Here is a 20,438-nt window from a genome sequence, read left to right on the forward strand (position 1 = left end):
AAATCGGAGCACTCTCCATGTTTCGCTATTTCGAAAACCTTGTTGACCCTTTTGTTGCCTACCGCGAGGCTGACATTCCGCCGACGCGCTTGTGGCCCTTCATGCTGGACTATTCGCGACCGTTCTTTCGGGTATTTGTATGGGCGGCGCTGATTTCCATTGTCGTCGCGGGCGTTGAAATCGGGCTCATCTACTACATGGGTCGCGTTGTGGATCTGTTGGGCGGCACGCCGTCAGAGGTCTGGCAAAATCACGGAATGGAATTGTTGTTGATGGCGGCCTTTGTATTGCTGTTGCGTCCGCTTCTGCATTTGGTCGACGTACTTCTGCTGAACAATACGATTTTGCCGAACTTTGGTACGCTGATCCGTTGGCGTGCGCACAAACACGTGTTGCGTCAGTCGGTCGGCTGGTTCGAAAACGACTTTGCCGGGCGGATTGCAAACCGGATCATGCAGACACCGCCCGCGGCGGGCGAAGTGGTCTTTCAGGTATTTGACGCGATTTCATTTTCGCTGGCCTATCTGATCGGTGCGGCGATCCTGCTGTATGCGGCGGATCCGCGATTATTGATCCCGCTGCTGATCTGGTTTGCGTTCTATGCGGCACTGGTTCGTTGGACCGTTCAGCGTGTCGGCCCGGCGTCAAAGGCGGCATCGGACGCGCGTTCGACGGTCACGGGACGGGTGGTGGACAGCTATACCAACATCCATTCGGTCAAAATGTTTGCCCATGGCCCGCAAGAGCTGGACTATGCCCGCGAGGCGATCGAGGAAACCCGCCGGACATTTCAGATCGAAATGCGGATTTTCACCATCATGGATGCCGTTCTGGTCACTTTGAACGGTATGCTGATCGTGGGTGTTGTGGGCTGGGCGATCGCGTTGTGGATGCAGGGCAGCGCTTCGGTCGGAGTTGTTGCGGCGGCTACCGCCTTGACCCTGCGCCTGAACGCCATGACCGGATGGATCATGTGGGCCCTGACCAGCTTTTTTCGCCAACTTGGTATCGTGGCCGAGGGGATGGAGACCATTGCCCAGCCCATCGATTTGATCGACGCACCTGATGCAAAACCCTTGCGGCTTACCAAGGGAGAGATCCAGATCCGCGACCTCTCGCATCACTATGGACGCGAGGCCGGCGGTTTGGACCATATCAACCTGACCATCCAACCGGGTGAAAAGATTGGCCTGATCGGTCGCTCCGGCGCTGGCAAGTCAACCCTGGTAAAGCTGCTGTTGCGGTTCTACGACGTCGAACGCGGTGCGATTTATATTGACGGTCAGAACATTGCGAACGTCACCCAGGACAGTCTGCGCAGCCATATCGGTATGGTTCAACAAGACAGCGCCTTGCTGCATCGCTCGGTTCGCGACAACATCCTTTATGGCAGGCCGGATGCGTCCGAGGCGCAGATGATCGCCGCCGCCAAACAGGCCGAAGCGCATGAGTTCATCCTCGATTTGCAAGATCCGCAGGGTCGGACCGGGTACGACGCGCATGTCGGTGAACGGGGGGTGAAGCTGTCAGGTGGCCAGCGGCAGCGTGTGACGCTGGCGCGGGTGATCTTGAAGGATGCGCCGATCTTGTTGTTGGATGAGGCGACATCCGCCCTAGATTCTGAGGTCGAAGCGTCAATTCAGGAAACCCTCTACGGCATGATGCAAGGAAAAACCGTAATCGCCATTGCCCACAGGCTCAGTACCATCGCGCAGATGGATCGCATTCTGGTGATGGATGCAGGCCGTATCGTCGAGGAAGGCACGCATTCCGATCTTCTGGCGCAAGGTGGCCTTTACGCCCAATTCTGGGCGCGGCAATCTGGTGGTTTCATGAACCCGGAGGCTGCTGAATGAGGATTGCCGACCTCATCTATCCGTTCAGGAACATCGAAACGCCCCCACCGCAGACGTTGGGGGCGTTCATCCGCTGGAGCCTGTCCGGGGCGTGGCCGATGCTGTTTGTTGCGGCGTTCTTCTCGGCCATTGCAGGCGCGATGGAGGCGGTCACGGCATGGATGCTGGGCCGCGTGATTGATGTGGCGACCGCCAGCGGGCCCGAGAATTTTCTGACCGCTGCAAATATGTGGATGATCCTCGGTGCGGTCGCCTTCTTCATGTTGCTTCGCCCGATCCTGTTTGGCCTGTCATCCTTGTCGAACAACTACATTGTCATGCCAAACATCACACCTTTGGTTCTGGCCAAGCTGAACCGTTGGACCTTGGGTCAGTCGGTGACCTATTTCGACGATGATTTTGCCGGTCGGATCGCGCAAAAGCAGATGCAGACATCGAACGCCATGGCTTCGGTCGTGTCGGAAACGATCAGCGCGATTGTGTTTGCCCTGGCGTCTCTGGTGGGGTCTTTGCTTTTGTTAGGGTCTATTCATCCTTTGGTGATGCTGCCCTTCGCGGCATGGCTGGCTGTGTATTTCATGCTGGTGCGCTGGTATCTGCCGCGCATCCGCAAACGTTCCGCCGCGCGGGCCGGGGCGCGGGCGATGGTGTCTGGGCAGGTGGTCGATACGATCACCAACATCAAAACCGTGAAGCTGTTCGCCCACTCAGAATTCGAAGATCAGGCGGCGCGTGAATCGATGGTGGATCTGCGTGAAAAATCGCTGGATTTCGGCAAGTTGTCGGCAAGTTTCCGGTTCATCCTCATGACGCTGGCTGGTGTCCTGCCTGTCTTGCTGCTGGGCGCGACCTTGTGGCTGTGGCAGGGCGGCATGGCGACCGCCGGGGATATCGTGGCTGCCGGGGCCGTTTCGATCCGAATTGCTCAGATGACCGGTTGGGTCAGTTTCACCTTGATGGGGCTGTATGCCAATGTCGGTGAAATCGAAAACGGGATGAAGACGCTGGCCAAGCGTGACCGGGTCGAAGATATGCGCGGGGCGAAGGACCTTGACGTGACCGAAGGGTCGATTTCTTTCGAAGGCGTCAGCTTTGCTTACGGTCGCGATATCGGTGGCGTCACGGATTTGAGCCTGACCGTCAACCCGAGCGAAAAGCTGGGCATTGTCGGTGCATCCGGGGCGGGGAAATCCACGCTCGTCTCACTGTTGCTCAGGCTCTATGACAGGGAAAGTGGCGCCATTCGTATCGATGGCCAGGACGTGTCACAGGTAACGCAGGACAGCCTGCGCCGACAGATAGGAATGGTCACGCAGGAAACGGCGATGTTCAACCGGTCTGCTCGTGAGAACATTCTGTATGGCCGGCCGGACGCCTCAGAGGCCGAGATGATCGAGGCCGCAAAAAAGGCCGAAGCGCATGATTTCATCCTGAGTCTTGAAGATGCTCATGGTCGAAAAGGCTATGATGCTCATCTGGGTGAACGGGGCGTGAAACTCAGCGGCGGGCAACGACAGCGGATTGCTCTGGCGCGCGCCATTCTGAAAGATGCTCCAATTCTGGTTCTCGACGAAGCGACATCGGCTCTGGATTCCGAGGTTGAAGCTTCGATTCAGACCGCGCTGCATCGGGTGATGCAGGGCAAAACGGTTCTGGCCATCGCGCACCGGCTGTCGACACTCAGCGAAATGGACCGGATTGTTGTTTTGGACGAGGGCCGGATCGTCGAAACCGGAACGCATGAGGCGCTGCTGGACCTGGGCGGCCTGTATGCGCGGTTCTGGCACCGCCAGTCGGGCGGGTTCATTCAGGCAGAAGCTGCGGAATAAGGGTTTTTTTGCTGCGAAAGCCCGGCTATCAGGCCTCTCATGACGCAGCAATTCACAATCACACGGCTTGGACATCAGGGCGACGGCATTGCCGATGGTCCTGTTTACGCCCCTCGTACCCTTCCCGGCGAGATCGTCAGCGGCACCCTTGTCGGTCAGCAAGTGACCGATATCCGGGTCGAGACACCGTCCGAACACCGTGTCAAAGCGCCTTGCCGCCACTACAAAGCGTGCGGTGGCTGCCAGTTACAGCACGCATCCGATACATTTGTGGCCGACTGGAAAATGCAAATCGTCCGCAAGGCGCTGATGGCGCAGGATCTCGAAGCACCCTTGCGCCCGATACACACATCGACCGAACGGTCACGTCGGCGGGCTACGATTGCCGTAAGGCGCACGAAAAAGGGCACGTTGGCGGGGTTTCACGGTCGTGCATCCGACACAATCACCGAGATACCCGATTGCCGGTTGCTTGACCCGGCCTTGATCGCGGCCATTCCGGTGGCCGAGGCGCTGGCCAACCTGGGCGCAAGCCGCAAGGGCGTTCTGGCTGTCACGCTCACACTGTCCGAAGCTGGTCTGGATGTGGCCGTAACAGGTGGCAAACCGCTGGACGGCCCCTTGGAACTGGCGTTGGCGCAGGCGACCGAGAAACATGGGCTGGCCCGGCTCAGTTGGGATGATGAGGTTATTGCCATGCGGCATGCGCCGGTTCAGCGCTTTGGAGCAGCCGGAGTCACGCCACCCCCCGGAGCTTTCTTGCAAGCAACAAAGGACGGAGAAAAGGCTCTGTCAAAGGCAGTTTCCGAGGCTACACGGGGTGCGAAACGTATCGTAGACCTGTTTGCAGGCTGCGGAACGTTCTCTCTGCCGTTGGCGGAAAGCGCCGAAGTTCACGCGGTTGAAGGCGAGGCCGCCATGATTGATGCGCTAGATCAGGGCTGGCGCCGGGCACACGGGCTGAAACGCGTAACAACCGAGGCCCGTGACCTGTTCCGCCGCCCGCTGATGCCGGACGAGCTGAAATCTTTCGACGCCATTGTTCTGGATCCGCCTCGTGCCGGTGCCGAAGCTCAGGTAGATGAGATTGCACAGGCGCAACGCCCGGTGATCGCCTATGTCTCGTGCAATCCCGTCACCTTTGCGCGTGATGCGAAAACGCTGGTTAACGCGGGTTACACCCTTGAATGGGTACAGGTCGTTGACCAATTTCGATGGTCAACACACACGGAACTTGCTGCGCGGTTTGTTCTGAACGCAGCATCTTGATCTTACCGGGGAAACTGACACATGGGGTCCAAACAGCGTTTGCTGAATATTATCGAAGCGCCCGTTTTCGGGCGGTTCATAACGGCCGTGATCATTTTCAATGCCATTCTTTTGGGGATGGAGACATCGCCGACCCTGATGGAACTGGCCGGCCCCTTGATCGTGGCGCTGGACAGGCTTTGCCTGGCGATCTTTGTGGCTGAAATTTCCATGAAACTGATTGCCACCGGGCGCAGGTTCTTCACAAATGGCTGGAACATATTCGATTTCCTGATCGTTGGAATTGCCCTGGTTCCCAGCGCCGGAGGTCTGTCGGTGCTGCGCGCCCTGCGAATTCTGCGGGTGTTGCGCGTGATTTCCGTGGCGCCTCGTCTGCGTCGCGTGGTCGAAGGGTTCATCTCGGCCCTTCCCGGCATGGCCAGCGTGTTTCTGCTGATGGCAATTCTGTTCTATATCGGTGCGGTAATCTCGACCAAGCTGTTTTCGGCATCGTTCCCGGATTGGTTCGGCGATCTGGGCCTGTCTGCTTATACGCTGTTCCAGATCATGACGTTGGAAAGCTGGTCGATGGGCATCGTGCGTCCGGTGATGGAGGTCTATCCCTATGCCTGGGTCTTCTTTGTTCCCTTCATCATGGTCACGACCTTTGCGGTGGTGAACCTGTTGGTGGGTCTGATCGTCAATTCGATGCAGGATGCCCATCATGCCGAGGATGAGGTTAAAACCGATGCCTATCGCGATGAGGTTCTGGAACGGCTGGAAAGCATCGAACGTAGACTGGCCGAGCAGTCGAACATCAAAAAGTGATTTCAGTTTTTCCCATTTTTGGCATAATGATCGAAAAAAAGCAGAGCAGGCAGTGAAACATGGATCGTCGAGTATTCGGTTTAGGCGCGTTGGCAACGCTGAGCCTTTCGGCTTGTGCCTCTAGCGGCCCAAGATTTCTGACTTATAACGGACCCGAGGTGACCTCTTTGGTGGTCAACAAGGGCACGCGCAAACTTTACTTGTTGCACAACGAAAAGATCCTCAGGGAATATGACGTCGATTTGGGGTTTGCGCCGAATGGAACAAAGAACCAGCGCGGTGACGGCAGAACGCCCGAGGGCACCTATCTGATTGACCGTCGCAACCCCAGAAGCCGGTATCATCTGTCTCTGGGCATTTCTTATCCCAACTCGCAGGATGTCGCCAAAGCCAAGGCTGCGGGTGTTGATCCGGGTGGGGATATTTTCATCCACGGTGAACCCAATCTGCGTTCTGAGCGGAGACGCGCAAAAAAGAAGCGGGATTGGACAGCTGGATGCATCGCGGTCAAGAATGACGAAATCGAAGAGATTTATGCGATGGTTAACAAAGGTACGCTGATAACCCTGCGCCCTTAGGACGTTTTTAGCGCCAGTCACTGAATCCGAATGCTTCATAGTCGCGCTGATAGGCGTCAACCGCCAGCGCTTCGAGGTTTTTGTCGTAGATCTGGTCCAAAGCGTATGGTTCATCCGGTGCGCAGGAGCCAGGCTGAGGCGGGTTTGAATGCCCCATGCTACGCGCCAGATCCGGCAAGGCCGTCATCAGATCCTCTTCTCTCAGAATCAGATCTGGCATCGTGAAGGATGCGATTCCCTCCAACGTCCTGGACTGGCTGCACCACGTTCCGTCCACACGGACCGGTGTCTGCCCGTTGAGGTTAAGGCGCAGAAAGTCCAGAAAGCCCGAAAAAGCTTCGCGGTGTTGTTCGGCAGAATAATTGTTGTCCCGCACTTGCCCCGGGATCGGCAGCTTAAGCCGGTTGCGAAGATAATTCCGCACCATCTTGTAGCTGCCTGGTCCGGTATTCAGAATGTGACTGCAAAACGCCGTATGTGCCCGCGCCAGAGGGTGACGCAGAACAGTGAATTGCCGATGTCCGGGATGGCCCTGTTTCCATGAGCGGACCTGTTTGCGGTTTCGATCCGTGATCAGCTTGTCGGTCTGACATCCGTCCAGATCAGCCAGCCATTGCACGATAACAGGCTCTATTCCGCCCCGAATGGGCAAATACATCAAAGGAGACCTTGCAGCGGCAACATAAAGCGGTACAGCCGCGCCGCGCTGCGGCTCAAAGCTTGTTGACCGATGCAATCCGAACCGATCCTGATCGCACAGGGCTTGTTTCATTTCATCAGGATTGGTGACCTTCGACAATGCCGGCGCCGGGTTTTGCGGTTTCAGGGTATCATCCAGTCGGGTCAGCCGCCCCTCAACCCCCAGCCATACAGCCAGCCCGTTTATGACCTCCAGCTCGGTCAGGTCGTCATAGTGAATGAAGAACCCGGTTTGGCCTGTCTTTTGCAGGTGCCGTTGCACCATAAGCTGATGGTCTTGCAGCTGGTTCAGGTAATCCGAAAATTCGTCGGCGTCGAAGTCAACCTGCGCGTCGACGCGGCGTTTCACATTCTTCAGCAGCCACTGCTGCGTTTTCTGTGCTATTTTCAGCGACAGGTAACTGTCCAATGGGTTGCGGGTCAGAATGATCTTGGCACAGCGCGGGTCGTTCAGCATGGATTTCAGGATACGTGGGTCATGGTCTTCGAAATATCGGAAGCCATTGATGTCACCCGGTGCTGATTTGATGGCCTTGAGCATTCTCATGGGGTCCGCATCCCGGTCTTCCAGCGAAAGGCCAAGCAGACGATCGGATTTCAGGCTGCCCGCAAAATGCGGATTGAACGCCTCTCCGTGACAGGTGACCCCTTCCAGCGCGTTCAGGTTGGCCTCAAGCAGGTTCGAACCTGTGCGCATGGCGGCCAGAATCACGAAGTAATCAAAATGGGCTGACATGGGCAATCACTGCACCAGATACGGTTTTCGATATGGCTTTTCCTGGCGACCGAACACATCGTCCGCCGGGAAATCACCCATCAGATATGGGTGCATTCCCTGATTCTTGAGGTTTTGCAGAAACTTCCCGAATCCGGACAGATCGACCATGGTTGGCACTTCGGTCAGATGGCTGGTCTGCTGCATGCCGATTTCTTCTAGAATACCCTGCAAGGCATCCATCGGAGATTCAATGAAGTCGGCCAGCGTCCAACTGCGCATCCGCGCCTTGGTCCAGACCGATGTCAGCACCTCCAGCTGCTTGGTTTCAATCTGTTGCAGGCGCGCCGCTTCACTCCGGATTTCCGAGAAGTTCATATTGGATCGGAACAATGGGATCGCCCAAGCGCCGGTGATGACCGAAATCTGAGCGTTCTTGTCCCGCGCCAGAAACCAGTTGATTTCCTGAGTGTCCCGCGGGCTGAACTGGAAACACTGGCGTTCACCGCGCGTATTCCAGATCAGGTTCGACAGAAAGGCGGTCGGGTTATAGTCCCGCAGCGCCGCACTGTCGCTGAGGGCACCATTTGTTATGGCTTCTCCTTGCGAAAATTCGGCGCGTTCCGGCCCGAATAGATGCCCGTGGACTCTGGCTCCGGTGGTTGCGGCCAACCAAGGTTCGAAATCCTCGAACAATTCCGAAAAGCCTTGGAATACGGAATATTGTGACGATGTCAGACCGTTTTCACTGCCATGGCGGGGAAAACGGCTTTGCATATACAGCCCGTCGCGCCCACGAGTTCGCCGTTCCACCGCTTTGGAAAATACGCGATCTATCTTGCCCGGATTGGGTTCCGCCGGTTTCATCGCCCCGGCCTGATCTGTCAGGAATGCCTGGTACAATCGCTCTGCGCGGGGCCAGATTTTTCGGGCGACAAAACAATCCGATCGACGCAGCAATTGCAGATGATCGTCATAAAAGATGTGCGGGCGGCCCTGGTAATCGAATTTGGATAGGGTCAGGGACCTGCTTTCAATATGCGTGGAATACAACCGCGCAAGCGTCTGGAAATAGCTTTCATCCGGAATCCAGACATGACGGAAATACTTGTCATACAGCTTGCGCCTGGGGTCTTGAAGGATTGCCGACAGCGTTTGGCGGGTCAGGCACCACCACTGGCTTCCCATATGCGGAACCAGGCCGTCGGGGATTTTCCTGCGAAACCCTATCAGACGCTGAAGTTTTACATATGTGTCGAATAGTTTGCGATGCTTGCGCCACGAAAACGGAAACCGCAAGGTGAACCGTTCATGATCCAGCCCGCCGATGGTCCAGCTGACATCGGATGTCGTCGCGCTTTCGATGAAATCGACACGCGGCCGGTCAGACAGGTAATCGATCAGTTCCTGAACCGGTCGCAATGGCAGGCAGGCCCCCGAGGCAAGAAATACATGCCGAACTTCGGGGAAACGCTCCAGCATCAACTCGGACGCGCTTTGCGAGGCGGCAACGATACCCCAGCCCCCCCAATCGCACCGATGTCGGTCTGAAAACACGATCGATGGATTGTTCGAACAGGACGCAACAAACCGGGAATAGACAGTGTCTGGCACCTTGCGATCGACATGGATGACCACCGGGCATCCCGCTGCTGTCCAGTGGCGCGCGACCTGCTCGGCACGGTCCAGTGAGGTATGAACCAACATGACAATACCTAGACCGCTCATGCCCAGTTTCCTTTCGACATGAGGCCCAGGATCTCAAGCTGTCGCCAGTTGATATAGGCCTCCGACCACTCGCACCAGAAAACAGGCTTGTCCTCAAGCTGAGTGGCATAGGCCTTGTATTCGCCCGAGCCCCGGTAGTGCTGGCCACGCAGCAATTCCTCGCGGGCTTTTTCCCCAAGAGTATTGATCAACTTGGCATGAAGCAGTGACCCGCTGGCCTTTTCGCCGCCCCATTCGTCGTAAACCTGGTTGAGCCCGCGTGGCAAAAGCGAATGGGTCGAGCTGACATAGACATAGCGCCGGTTCCATTTTACCAGCGGAATCTTGTTCAGCGCCGGTGCTTTGGAGGGGTTGTCCTGAAAGAACACGCGCGCCCGTGGGCCCCCTTGAATCCAAAGGTTCTTGTACTCGGGGTTCTTGGTGATCATGTAATTCCCGGGATCGAACCAGCGCGCGATTTCGAACGGGTTCTGACCTTCGGCATAGGGGTCGGCGTCCACCGGACCTTCGGGGTACATGTCGATCAGCATCGTGCCAAAACTGCGCACGGCACTGCCATCCAGCCAATCCGTCAAGGCTCGGATTGGACGGGTGTCGCAGAACGGATAGATGAAGAATTCGTCCGGATCGACGCTCAGCACCCAGTGATCGTGCGCGTATTTGCGCAGCAGATAGTTCGACCAGTCCAGACCATAGCTTGCCCGTTTGTAGCTGGTCGTCGTCCGCCAGACCGAAACGTCAGCCTGTTCTTTCAAAAATTCAAAACTGCCATCATCGCTGTTGTTGTCGACAAACAGAAAATGGTTGATGCCCAGTTTGCGATAATATTCAAGAAAGAAGGGCAGGCGAACTTTCTCGTTCCGCACAACGCTCATCAGCAGGATATCATCACGCCGTATAGCTTGTGTGTTGTTGCTGACTGGCTTGAGCTCGCGGCGTCGTCTGAGGCAGCGCAGAATACGGCGCTTGCGCCGCAATCTCATTTTGTAGGATTCAAACAGGCTCACGTGACTGCCCAACCTTTTTATAACGCGAGCTTTCCCCGAACCAGCCGTGACCGTTGGCACGACATGGCATTACCGGTTTATGCCATCTTTGCATCTTCTGACGCAACGTCTTTAAAACCCGCAAACTGTAAACGTGCGGTTGATGCCCTTGTTTTCGTTTTCAATCCCAGCCTCCGCCGTTCATCAGACCCAACTGTTCCAGCTGGCTCCACCCGGTGTAGCGCACCGACTGTGGGGTCCACATGTCCGGCTGGTTGATTATCCCATCGTAGTATGGCCCGAATTGGTCCGGATCATGAAAATGTTGGCGTCGCTGCTTTTCGGTGTTGGATTTCTCGATAACGTCCGGCAGGAACTTCGTGTGCAGCAACACGCCCGACGGGGTATCGCCGCCCGGTCCATCATAGGTTTCGTTCAGACGGCGCGGCAGTGCGGAATGGCATGAGTTCACGTAGGCATAGCGCCGCGACCAGCGCATCAGCGGGATCTTGTTCAGTGTGGGCGATCTTTGCCGCGTTTGCGTAAAGAACATCCGTTCCCGCGCGCCACCCTGCACCCACAGATTGCCCATCGGGCTTTGCCGCTGCGCGCGATACGGTCCTGCATCGAACCAGCACAGCAGATTTGTGGGGTCGGTGTCCGGGTCATAAGCCGCATCACCCAAGGGGCCCTTGGGATAGAGGTCCAGCATCAGCGTCCCAAACCCGATCTTCCCGTGCCGGTCCAGCCAGGTTGTCAGGTCATGCAGGGACCGGGTGTCGCAGTGGGCATAGACCAGCAGTTCATCCGCATCCACCATCAGGCACCAGTGGCGGTGGCCATAGCGCATCTGCAACCAGGTCAACCAGTCCAGGCCAAACCGCGATCCACGATAGCTGGAATGGGTTCTCCACACCGAGACATCCGGTTGATCTTGCAGATACTCGGATGATCCATCGTCGCTGCCGTTGTCGACGATCAGAAAATGATCGACGCCCAAGGCGCGATAGTGACGAAAGAACCAGGGCAGGCGGATGATTTCATTGCGCAAGGTGACAAAGGCCAATATGTCACCCCGCTGGATTCGGGATGTCTGATCTTTTTGGCAGGTCAACTGATGTCGGCTGCGTAGCGACCTCCAGAGCAGCCGCCGGCGTTTCCAGCGCAACCTGTACTTCCGTGCCCATCCGATCCGGGGAAGTGTCAAAGCAGTGCTGGATGTCACCGGGTCCTCATTTTTCGTAGTGGCCGTTCTGGTGCCAGCGCCAGGCATCTGCGATCATCGTCTCTAACGTAGATCTTTTGGGCTTCCATCCCAGTTCATTTTCAGCCCGCACAGAACCAGATACCAGCTTGGTGCAATCTCCCGCGCGACGAGGGCCTACAGTATACGGCACGGGACGGTTGGTGACGGACCTGGATTGCTCGATCACCTCTAGAACGGAAAACCCGGACCCGGTGCCCAGATTGAAGACACGGCTGCCTTTGCCCTGTTCCAGCCAGCCCAGCCCCAGAATATGCGCATCTACCAGATCGCAAACATGTACATAATCGCGGATACAGGTGCCGTCGGGCGTATCATAATCCGTGCCAAAGACGGTCAGACCGTCCCGCTTGCCGTCAATCGCGTCCAACATCAGCGGGATCAAATGGGTTTCAGGGCGATGAAACTCGCCCACGTCCCCTTCGGGGTCTGCACCTGCAACGTTGAAATACCGGAAAATGACATGGCGCAGCCCATGAGCCGCCTCGAAATCCTTGAGGATATCTTCGATCGCGCGTTTTGATGCCCCGTAGGCGTTCAGGGGATACTGCGCCGTGGATTCATCAAGAACCACATTGTCGTGCTCGCCATATGTGGCACATGTGGACGAAAAGACGAAATCCAGACAGCCGGCCGCAACGGCTGCTTCAATCAGATTCAGTGAACCCGTGACATTGTTCGACCAATACACGCCGGGCTGACGCATGGCATCGCCAACCTGGCTGAGCGCCGCGAAATGCATCACTGCATCTGGTTTGTGTTTCGCGAACACCTCATCCAGGCGGTCCCGATCCAAAAGGTCGCCCTGTTCAAAAGGGCCAAATTGCACCGCATCCTGCCAACCCGTGATCAGGTTGTCGTAGGTCACAGGAAGGTAACCTGCCTGCGCAAGCGCCTTGCAGGCATGTGAGCCGATATACCCGGCACCACCGGTGACAAGAATTGTCTTCATGGCATATCCATCGGGGCTGGTTGAGGAACAGTTTCGCCAAAGGCGCCGTCAGAGTCATGGGGAAAAGACGTCACTCCAGCCCCATGGCTGCCATCATCTCTTCAATCTTGGGCACGTCCTGCGGGTTGTTCAGCTCCCAGAACTGACGGCCCCTTGCCTCGACCTCGACGCACAGAACCTTGCGCCCGTTTTCCATGAACCTGAGCTGTTCCAGGCCTTCCAGCTGTTCCAGAGGCCCGGCTGGCCAGCCCGGATACGCCGCAAGGGCGTCGGGCCGATAGGCGTAAACGCCGACATGGTGAAACACGGGTGTCGCTTCATCGCCGGCGTATGTCTGCGACGTGAAGGGGACGACCTCTTTCGAGAAGTACATCGCACTGTGATCGCGTCCGAACACTGCCGTCGTGCCACCGACACGGCCATGCTTGCGGTCGTTCAGCAGACTGTTCAGCGCACTGCCGTCACAGCGCAGGACAGGGGTCGCAACACCGGCATCCGGGGCGGCGCGCAGGCCGGAAACCAGATCTTCGACAAACCAATGCGGGGTCAGCGGAGCGTCGCCTTGCAGGTTGACGATGATGTCATACCCGCCACCCAGAACCTCATGCGCTTCGGCGCATCGTTCGGTGCCGTTCTGACAGGTTTCCGAGGTCATCACGACCTCGGCCCCAAAGCCCTCGGACACGTCGCGAATGCGCTCATCATCCGTCGCAACAACAACGCGATCGACACCCGAGACTGACCTGGCTGCACGCCAGGACCGTTCGATCAGTGTCATGGACGCGCCTTTTGCGCCGGTCAGGGGAACCAGCGGCTTGCCGGGATAGCGGGTCGAAGCGTAACGGGCGGGAATGGCAATCAGTACAGACATCAGGCTTCCTTCAACTCAACACCCGGAGCGTAGGCAATAAAGAACGGATTTGCATAGCCATCCTTGCCATAAAGCAACGGAGTATGGTCGTCAAAACGCACAACCCGGCCACCGGCTCCGGCCAGTACCGCATGGCCTGCCGCCGTATCCCATTCCATCGTGCGCCCGACGCGCGGATAGATGTCCGCCTCGCCCGTGGCAACCAGACAGAACTTGAGTGACGACCCCGCGCTTTTGCTGTCCTTCACGTGATATTTGTTGATGTAGTCCTCGGTGGCCTGATCCCTGTGGGACTTCGACGCCACGACCAAAAGCCCGGAATTATCCGGTTCAGAGACTGATACGGGTGTCAAAGGACCGGTCTCGTTTTTGTCGAAAGCGCCTGTTTCCTCGACCGCGCGGCCATCAGCCAGCGTGAAGAACATACGACCCCGCGCCGGGGCATAGACCACTCCCCGGGTTGGCACTCCGTTTTCGACAAGTGCGATGTTGACGGTAAAGTCGCCGCGACGGTTGATGAACTCCTTGGTGCCGTCCAGCGGATCAACAATGAGGAAAGTGTCGCCTTTTTCAGAATGGGAAGCGGCCTGTTCTTCGGTGACCAGAAGAATATCCGGGAATGCCGCACGCAAGCCTGCCGAAATCAATGCATCAGCGGCTTCGTCTGCCTCGGTCACAGGGCTGGAGTCGGATTTGACTTTGACATCGAAATCATCCGCCTCGTAGATTTCCATGATCTTGTCGCCTGCCTCCAGAGCCAGTCGCCGGATGACGGGAATAAGCGCGTCGTAGGTCACAAAAAAGCTCCGTTCCTGTGGTTTGTTGATCCAAAATCGCGATCGACTTATGATGCGGCGGTTACGGAACGGCAAGATATTCATGCCAGTTTAGAGGCGACGAAGCAGAAAAGACCCTTTGAATGTTCTATTTCAAGCGCAACCAAACGCTGCTGGGCGGCGCTTTCACGACGGCTGAGCTGGTATTCCATGCCACCGTGCGAAAGGTGCGCTCGCAACATCCGAATGCAATAGTCGCCATCCTGATCAATGTTTTGCAGCTTGTGGTGATGGGAACCACTTTCTACCTGCTCATGTCACTGATGGGCCGGGGTGGAATACCGAAAATCAGGGGCGAATTTCTGCTGTATGTCCTGTCCGGCGTGTTCCCCTTCATGCTGCACATCCAATCGATAGGCGCGATTTCAGGGGTTGGGTCCGCGAACAATCCGATGATGCTCCATTCGCCGATGAATGTGATGGTGACGATCCTGTCTGCGGCGCTCGGTATTCTTTACAAGCAACTGCTGGCCATGTTCGTGATCCTGTTCATCTACAGTGTCGCGGTCGCCCCGATCGAGGTGCAGGATCCCGGCGGTGCTTTCGCGATGCTGATAATGGCCTGGTTTACCGGATGCGCGGTGGGTTTGGTGTTCATGGCGATGAAACCATGGTTTCCGACGACTGTGGGAATGCTCACCAATATCTACCGTCGCCTGAACATGGTGTTTTCGGGAAAGATGTTCGTTGCAAACACACTGGGCGGCGGATTGCTGATGATGTTCGCCTGGAACCCGCTGTTTCATATTATCGACCAGTGCCGGGGCTTCATCTTCCGAAACTACTTTCCGCGAAACACAAGTTGGGAATACGCGCTATGGGTCGGGATAGCCTTGTTGATGATCGGTTTGATGGCTGAGTTTTTCACGCGCCAGCATGTTTCGCAAAGCTGGAACGCGCGCCGCTAACATGCGACCCGCAGCGTCAAGTTGATCCGTCCGCCTTTTGGCAACAGTCGGGATGATCCGTATCTGATCCGGTCGATTCCGTGATAGGCCAATCGTGCCGGACCGCCCATGATCACCACGTCGCCCGAGCCAAGCCAGATCGACTCGGTCTTGCCGCCACGGGTTGTGTTCCCAATTCGGAACAAGGCGTCATCGCCCAGGGAAACCGACAGAACGGGCCAGGAAAAATCTGCCTCGTCCTTGTCCTGATGCAGGCCCATTTTGGCGCCTTCCCCGTAGTAGTTGATCAAACAGCAATCCGGCGCGCGCTCGGTGCTGACCAGATCGTGCCAGATATCAAGAATGACCGGGGGGATTTCAGGCCAGACCCCGCCTTTCGGGTGCTTATCCTGATAGCGATAGCCTGCCTTGTCGGTCACCCACCCCAGATCCCCGGCCGAGGTCATGCGCACCGACATCTCTTTGCCCGACGGCGTGACGGGTCGAAACAAGGGTGCCGCTTTCAGAATCGGTCGAAGGGCCGCGATCAGCCGTGCCTGGGCAGCAGGGTCAATATAGCCTTTTCTGATTTCGAACCCTCGCAAGACCACCCGCGTCATTCCGGAAACCCCAAACCTTTCCAATTTCTTGCCAAAAAAGACCTCAAATTCCCGAAAACCTGCACTCTACGGTGCTTGCAGGCCTCTTGCCTCGCCCTTATATACGCCGGGACGCGCGATGGTAGTGCTGTCGCGCACATCAGATCGGGGGTGGGATGCCATAAAGGGTCCGACCCTCGGGACATCGCCTTGAAGAGAAAGGGATTGCAAAAATGGGAAAAGTAATCGGGATTGACCTCGGAACCACGAACTCCTGCGTAGCCATTATGGAGGGCTCGCAGCCGAAGGTCATCGAAAACGCCGAAGGGGCGCGGACCACGCCTTCGATCGTCGCCTTCACCGAAGATGAGCGACTGGTCGGTCAGCCTGCAAAACGTCAGGCGGTCACCAACCCCGACAACACGATCTTTGGCGTCAAACGTCTGATCGGTCGTCGCGTGGATGATGCCGAAGTAGAAAAAGACAAGAAAATGGTGCCGTATTCCATCGTGAATGGCGGCAATGGTGACGCGTGGGTTGAAGCCCGCGGTGAAAAATACTCCCCCAGCCAGATTTCCGCTTTCATTCTGGGCAAGATGAAGGAAACCGCCGAGAGCTATCTGGGCGAAGATGTCACCCAGGCGGTCATCACCGTTCCGGCATATTTCAACGACGCCCAGCGTCAGGCCACCAAAGATGCCGGTAAAATCGCCGGTCTGGAAGTTCTGCGGATCATCAACGAACCGACAGCTGCTGCGCTGGCCTATGGTCTGGACAAGGAAGAAACCCAAACCATCGCGGTCTATGACCTTGGTGGTGGTACTTTCGACGTGACAATCCTGGAAATCGACGATGGCCTGTTCGAGGTCAAATCGACCAATGGTGACACCTTCCTGGGTGGTGAAGACTTTGACATGCGCATCGTCAACTACCTGGCGGATGAGTTCAAAAAGGAACACGGTGTCGATCTGTCTCAGGACAAGATGGCCCTGCAGCGTCTGAAAGAAGCCGCGGAAAAAGCCAAGATCGAACTGTCCTCGACCTCGCAGACCGAGATCAACCAACCCTTCATCTCGATGGGCGCCAACGGTCAGCCGCTGCACATGGTCATGAAACTGACCCGTGCCAAGCTGGAATCGCTGGTGTCGGACCTGATCAAGAAGTCGCTGAAGCCCTGCCAGGCCGCTCTGAAAGACGCGGGTCTGTCGGCTGCTGACGTGGACGAAGTTGTTCTGGTCGGTGGTATGACCCGGATGCCGAAAGTGATCGAAGAGGTCACCAAATTCTTCGGCAAAGAGCCGCACAAGGGCGTGAACCCGGACGAAGTGGTTGCCATGGGCGCCGCCATTCAGGCCGGTGTTCTTCAGGGCGACGTCAAAGACGTGGTTCTGCTGGACGTGACCCCGCTGTCGCTGGGTATCGAAACGCTGGGGGGCGTGTTCACCCGCCTGATCGACCGCAACACCACGATCCCGACCAAGAAGTCTCAGGTCTTCTCGACCGCCGAGGACAACCAGAACGCCGTGACCATCCGCGTGTTCCAGGGTGAGCGTGAAATGGCTGCGGACAACAAGATCCTGGGTCAGTTCAACCTTGAAGACATCCCGCCGGCACCGCGCGGCATGCCTCAGATCGAGGTGACTTTTGACATCGACGCCAACGGCATCGTCTCGGTTTCGGCCAAAGACAAAGGCACTGGCAAAGAACAGAAGATCACCATCCAGGCATCGGGCGGACTGTCCGACGAGGATATCGAAAAGATGGTCAAGGACGCCGAAGAGAACGCGGAAGCCGACAAGGAACGCCGCGAGCTGATCGAGGCGAAGAACCAGGCGGAAAGCCTCATCCATTCGACCGAAAAGTCGATGGAAGAGCATTCCGACAAGGTCGACCCGACCACGATCGAAGCCATCGAGTTGGCGATCGCCGCGTTGAAGGACGAGCTGGAAACCGAAAATGCCGACAAGATCAAGTCGGGCATCCAGAACGTCACCGAAGCCGCGATGAAGTTGGGCGAAGCCATCTATAAGGCGCAAGCCGAAGAAGGCGAAGAGGAACCTGCTGCCGCAGACGCTGCACCAGGCGACGATGACATCGTCGACGCCGAGTTCGAAGACCTCGACGACGACAAGCGCGCCTAACGCGTTAATCGGTTCCGGCAGGCCTGGTTCGGGCCTGCCGGAACGGTCTTGACCATGCAGCACGCGTCTCCGAAACCTTCTTTTGGCACCTACGCTCTCTCACATCGGATGGAAATATTGCGCCGGTGGTCTGAGGGCATGCCGCGTCAATGGATGTCGTCCGGAATTCGCAGGATAGTAATGGCCTCTCAGCGAGAGCCTTACGATGTTGAGGTGTTTGGCGGACAGAAATGCCGATTGTACCCATCTGACAACTGGGCCGAACGTCGCGTCATAACCGGCTCGCAGTTCTTTGATCTGGATGAGCGTCAATCGCTGGCCAACCATATGTCGCAGGGCTCTGGCGATTATGTCTTTGTCGACGCCGGTGAAAATGTCGGGCTGTACACCCTGTGGGTCAGATCAGTTGCGCAGAAGTTGGGGCGCAACCTGAAAACACTGGTTGTTGAACCGGATCCGGTCAACAAGGCTCGCCTTGGTACCAATCTGGCTGCCAATCAAGCCAGTGAGGTCATCCATTGCGACAAGGCCTTGTCCAACAAACCGGGTGAGGTGTGGTTCGAATCCGCGAACCTTGGCGATCGGGGTCATGCCAAAGTTGCCGAGTCGGGCGATCTGTGCGTTCAGGCGATTCCGTTGTTGGACGCGATACGCGATGCCGGGCTGACCAAGGTTGATGCCATGAAAATGGATATCGAAGGTCAGGAAACCCGCGTATTGCGCGCTTTTTTCGAAGACGCACCGCGGGAGATTTGGCCCGAAGTGCTGCTGATAGAAATCAAGCATTCGGATGACGGGCTTGACGAGGTCTTGAATAAGGCAGGTTACGTGGCCAGTTTTGCAAACAACACCAACGGCGTGTACAGGCTCAATGAAAGCACCGCGTCCGGCGGCACGAAGGAATAACAAATGTCAAAGCGCGACTATTACGAAGTGCTCGGCGTGTCCAAGGGCGCTTCGTCGGATGAGATCAAGAAGGGTTTTCGCAGGAAAGCCAAAGAGCTGCACCCTGACCGCAACAAGGACAACCCGGATGCCGAGGCGCAGTTCAAGGAAGCCAACGAGGCTTACGACGTTCTGCGTGATGCCGAAAAGAAGGCAGCTTACGATCGCTTTGGCCATGCCGCATTTGAAAACGGCATGGGCGGCGGTGGCCGCCCCGGTGGCGGCTTTGGCGGTCAAGGCGACTTCTCCAGCGCATTTTCGGATGTATTTGACGACCTGTTCGGCGATTTCATGGGTGGTCAAAGGAGTGGCGGCGGGCGTCGCGCCGCGCGCGGCTCGGACCTGCGCTTCAACCTGCGTGTGACGCTGGAAGAAGCCTACTCGGGCCTGCAAAAAACCATCAACGTGCCAACGGCCGTGGCGTGTTCGTCCTGCGAAGGTACCGGGGCTGAAGGTGGCGTTGAACCCACATCCTGCCCCACCTGTTCGGGCATGGGGAAAGTGCGGGCACAACAGGGCTTCTTTACGGTGGAACGGACTTGCCCCACCTGTTCGGGGCTGGGTCAGATCATCAAGAACCCCTGTAAATCCTGTCAGGGGGCCGGCAGGGTCGAAAAAGACCGCGCTTTGTCGGTGAACATTCCTGCCGGTGTCGAAACCGGTACGCGAATTCGTCTGGCAGGCGAAGGTGAGGCGGGAATGCGCGGCGGCCCTCCGGGCGATCTGTATATTTTCGTCGAAGTGGCCGAGCACAAACTGTTCGAACGCGACAGCGTGAACCTCTACTGCCGCGTGCCGGTCAGCATGGCCAAGGCGGCGCTGGGCGGATCGATCGAGGTTCCGACCATCGATGGCGGTCGCGGCCGCGTTCAGATTCCGGCCGGAAGTCAGTCGGGTCGGCAAATGCGTCTGCGCGGCAAAGGCATGCCTGCGTTGCGCGGCGGTGGTGTGGGTGACATGTTCATTGAGCTGGCCGTGGAAACCCCGGTCAACCTGACCAGCCGTCAGAAAGAATTGCTGCGCGAGTTTGATGATCTGGGTGAAGACAACCATCCGGAATCAAAAAGCTTTTTCTCGTCTGTCAAGTCTTTCTGGGACGGTATGAAAGGCTGAACGACCAGGAACGGGGGCTCTGCTCCCGCCGCCCTTCGGGCGACTCCCCCGGGATATTTGCAGCCAGATGAAGCATGGGACCCGTTCTTCATCTGGCCCAAAATATCCCGGAGCGCGAGGCAGAGCCTCGCATGCCTCTGTCATTTACATGCAGTTTTGGCCTTAGCAGAAAGCTGAAAGTGGCAATATATCTGGAAAATTGAGTCTTGATTCCGGCCCTCGACCCTGAGATTGTCCGCCTCAACCGTTGGGGTGCCCTTTGAGAGGGCTGAGAGACGCAACCGCGTTAACCCATCGAACCTGATCCGGGCAATTCCGGCGTAGGGAACGGTCTCTTGAACACAGACGTTTTCTCTACTCCGT

Annotated in this window: 17 protein-coding genes and 1 riboswitch; of the genes, 9 read left to right on the forward strand and 8 right to left on the reverse strand. The window is 57.0% G+C overall.

Annotated features, from left to right (window positions below):
- Nucleotides 1-17 precede the first annotated feature (17 nt).
- The 5 genes from GS614_RS17575 to GS614_RS17595 are packed head-to-tail and all read left to right on the forward strand — an operon-like array spanning nucleotide 18 to nucleotide 6,339.
- The gene (locus tag GS614_RS17575) at nucleotides 18-1,856 is read left to right on the forward strand and encodes an ABC transporter ATP-binding protein (protein ID WP_171726929.1); all 1,839 of its coding nucleotides are present in this window, start codon (nucleotides 18-20) and stop codon (nucleotides 1,854-1,856) included.
- On the forward strand, nucleotides 1,853-3,685 hold the full coding sequence (locus GS614_RS17580) for an ABC transporter ATP-binding protein (RefSeq protein WP_171726930.1): 1,833 nt from the start codon (nucleotides 1,853-1,855) through the stop codon (nucleotides 3,683-3,685). The genes GS614_RS17575 and GS614_RS17580 overlap by 4 nt, the downstream gene beginning before the upstream one ends.
- A gap of 39 nt (nucleotides 3,686-3,724) precedes the next feature.
- Complete coding sequence (locus GS614_RS17585) at nucleotides 3,725-4,954, forward strand: class I SAM-dependent RNA methyltransferase (protein ID WP_171726931.1); 1,230 nt, start codon at nucleotides 3,725-3,727, stop codon at nucleotides 4,952-4,954.
- 21 nt (nucleotides 4,955-4,975) lie between these two features.
- Nucleotides 4,976-5,761, forward strand: coding sequence for an ion transporter (locus tag GS614_RS17590; protein ID WP_152459586.1), 786 nt, complete (start codon nucleotides 4,976-4,978; stop codon nucleotides 5,759-5,761).
- Between the two features lie 59 nt (nucleotides 5,762-5,820).
- Nucleotides 5,821-6,339: a murein L,D-transpeptidase family protein gene (locus GS614_RS17595; protein WP_171116742.1), complete on the forward strand. Its 519-nt coding sequence runs from the start codon at nucleotides 5,821-5,823 to the stop codon at nucleotides 6,337-6,339.
- 7 nt (nucleotides 6,340-6,346) lie between these two features.
- Here GS614_RS17595 and GS614_RS17600 read toward each other — a convergent pair whose 3' ends face one another.
- From GS614_RS17600 to cysQ, 7 genes are all read right to left on the reverse strand, one after another.
- Nucleotides 6,347-7,774: a nodulation protein NodH gene (locus tag GS614_RS17600; protein WP_171171483.1), complete on the reverse strand. Its 1,428-nt coding sequence runs from the start codon at nucleotides 7,772-7,774 to the stop codon at nucleotides 6,347-6,349.
- Nucleotides 7,775-7,780: 6 nt separating this feature from the next.
- A complete protein-coding gene (locus GS614_RS17605) occupies nucleotides 7,781-9,481 on the reverse strand; it encodes a beta-1,6-N-acetylglucosaminyltransferase (protein ID WP_171206487.1) in 1,701 nt (566 codons plus the stop codon).
- Nucleotides 9,478-10,464, reverse strand: a complete 987-nt coding sequence (locus tag GS614_RS17610) for a glycosyltransferase family 2 protein (protein WP_171726954.1) — start codon at nucleotides 10,462-10,464, stop codon at nucleotides 9,478-9,480. Before GS614_RS17610 ends, GS614_RS17605 begins: the two co-directional genes overlap by 4 nt.
- 184 nt (nucleotides 10,465-10,648) lie before the next feature.
- Nucleotides 10,649-11,692, reverse strand: coding sequence for a glycosyltransferase family 2 protein (locus GS614_RS17615; RefSeq protein WP_371809412.1), 1,044 nt, complete (start codon nucleotides 11,690-11,692; stop codon nucleotides 10,649-10,651).
- Nucleotides 11,693-11,699: 7 nt separating this feature from the next.
- Nucleotides 11,700-12,683 (reverse strand): UDP-glucose 4-epimerase GalE, encoded by a 984-nt coding sequence (galE, locus tag GS614_RS17620; protein WP_171726932.1) that lies wholly within the window; start codon nucleotides 12,681-12,683, stop codon nucleotides 11,700-11,702.
- Between the two features lie 70 nt (nucleotides 12,684-12,753).
- Nucleotides 12,754-13,554: a 3-deoxy-manno-octulosonate cytidylyltransferase gene (locus GS614_RS17625; protein WP_152459580.1), complete on the reverse strand. Its 801-nt coding sequence runs from the start codon at nucleotides 13,552-13,554 to the stop codon at nucleotides 12,754-12,756.
- The gene (cysQ, locus tag GS614_RS17630; protein ID WP_171233551.1) at nucleotides 13,554-14,351 is read right to left on the reverse strand and encodes a 3'(2'),5'-bisphosphate nucleotidase CysQ; all 798 of its coding nucleotides are present in this window, start codon (nucleotides 14,349-14,351) and stop codon (nucleotides 13,554-13,556) included. The genes GS614_RS17625 and cysQ overlap by 1 nt, the downstream gene beginning before the upstream one ends.
- A gap of 122 nt (nucleotides 14,352-14,473) precedes the next feature.
- Between cysQ and GS614_RS17635 the strand changes: the two genes are divergently transcribed.
- On the forward strand, nucleotides 14,474-15,298 hold the full coding sequence (locus GS614_RS17635; RefSeq protein ID WP_152459578.1) for an ABC transporter permease: 825 nt from the start codon (nucleotides 14,474-14,476) through the stop codon (nucleotides 15,296-15,298).
- On the opposite strand, the gene GS614_RS17640 is transcribed toward GS614_RS17635, so the two are convergent.
- Nucleotides 15,295-15,897, reverse strand: coding sequence for an alpha-ketoglutarate-dependent dioxygenase AlkB (locus GS614_RS17640; protein WP_171171469.1), 603 nt, complete (start codon nucleotides 15,895-15,897; stop codon nucleotides 15,295-15,297). The genes GS614_RS17635 and GS614_RS17640 overlap by 4 nt on opposite strands.
- Nucleotides 15,898-16,109: 212 nt before the next feature.
- Between GS614_RS17640 and dnaK the strand changes: the two genes are divergently transcribed.
- From dnaK to dnaJ, 3 genes are all read left to right on the forward strand, one after another.
- A complete protein-coding gene (gene dnaK / locus GS614_RS17645) occupies nucleotides 16,110-18,017 on the forward strand; it encodes a molecular chaperone DnaK (RefSeq protein ID WP_152459576.1) in 1,908 nt (635 codons plus the stop codon).
- A gap of 180 nt (nucleotides 18,018-18,197) precedes the next feature.
- Nucleotides 18,198-18,923 carry an FkbM family methyltransferase gene (locus GS614_RS17650; protein ID WP_171116758.1) on the forward strand — a complete coding sequence of 242 codons (726 nt, stop codon included), beginning with the start codon at nucleotides 18,198-18,200 and terminating at the stop codon, nucleotides 18,921-18,923.
- A 3-nt stretch (nucleotides 18,924-18,926) separates the two neighbouring features.
- Nucleotides 18,927-20,075: a molecular chaperone DnaJ gene (gene dnaJ, locus GS614_RS17655; RefSeq protein WP_171116760.1), complete on the forward strand. Its 1,149-nt coding sequence runs from the start codon at nucleotides 18,927-18,929 to the stop codon at nucleotides 20,073-20,075.
- A gap of 238 nt (nucleotides 20,076-20,313) precedes the next feature.
- Nucleotides 20,314-20,419: riboswitch (TPP riboswitch) on the forward strand.
- The last annotated feature ends 19 nt before the right edge of the window (nucleotides 20,420-20,438 follow it).

It is taken from the genome of Ruegeria sp. HKCCD6604 (genome assembly GCF_013110635.1).
Classification (GTDB): domain Bacteria; phylum Pseudomonadota; class Alphaproteobacteria; order Rhodobacterales; family Rhodobacteraceae; genus Ruegeria.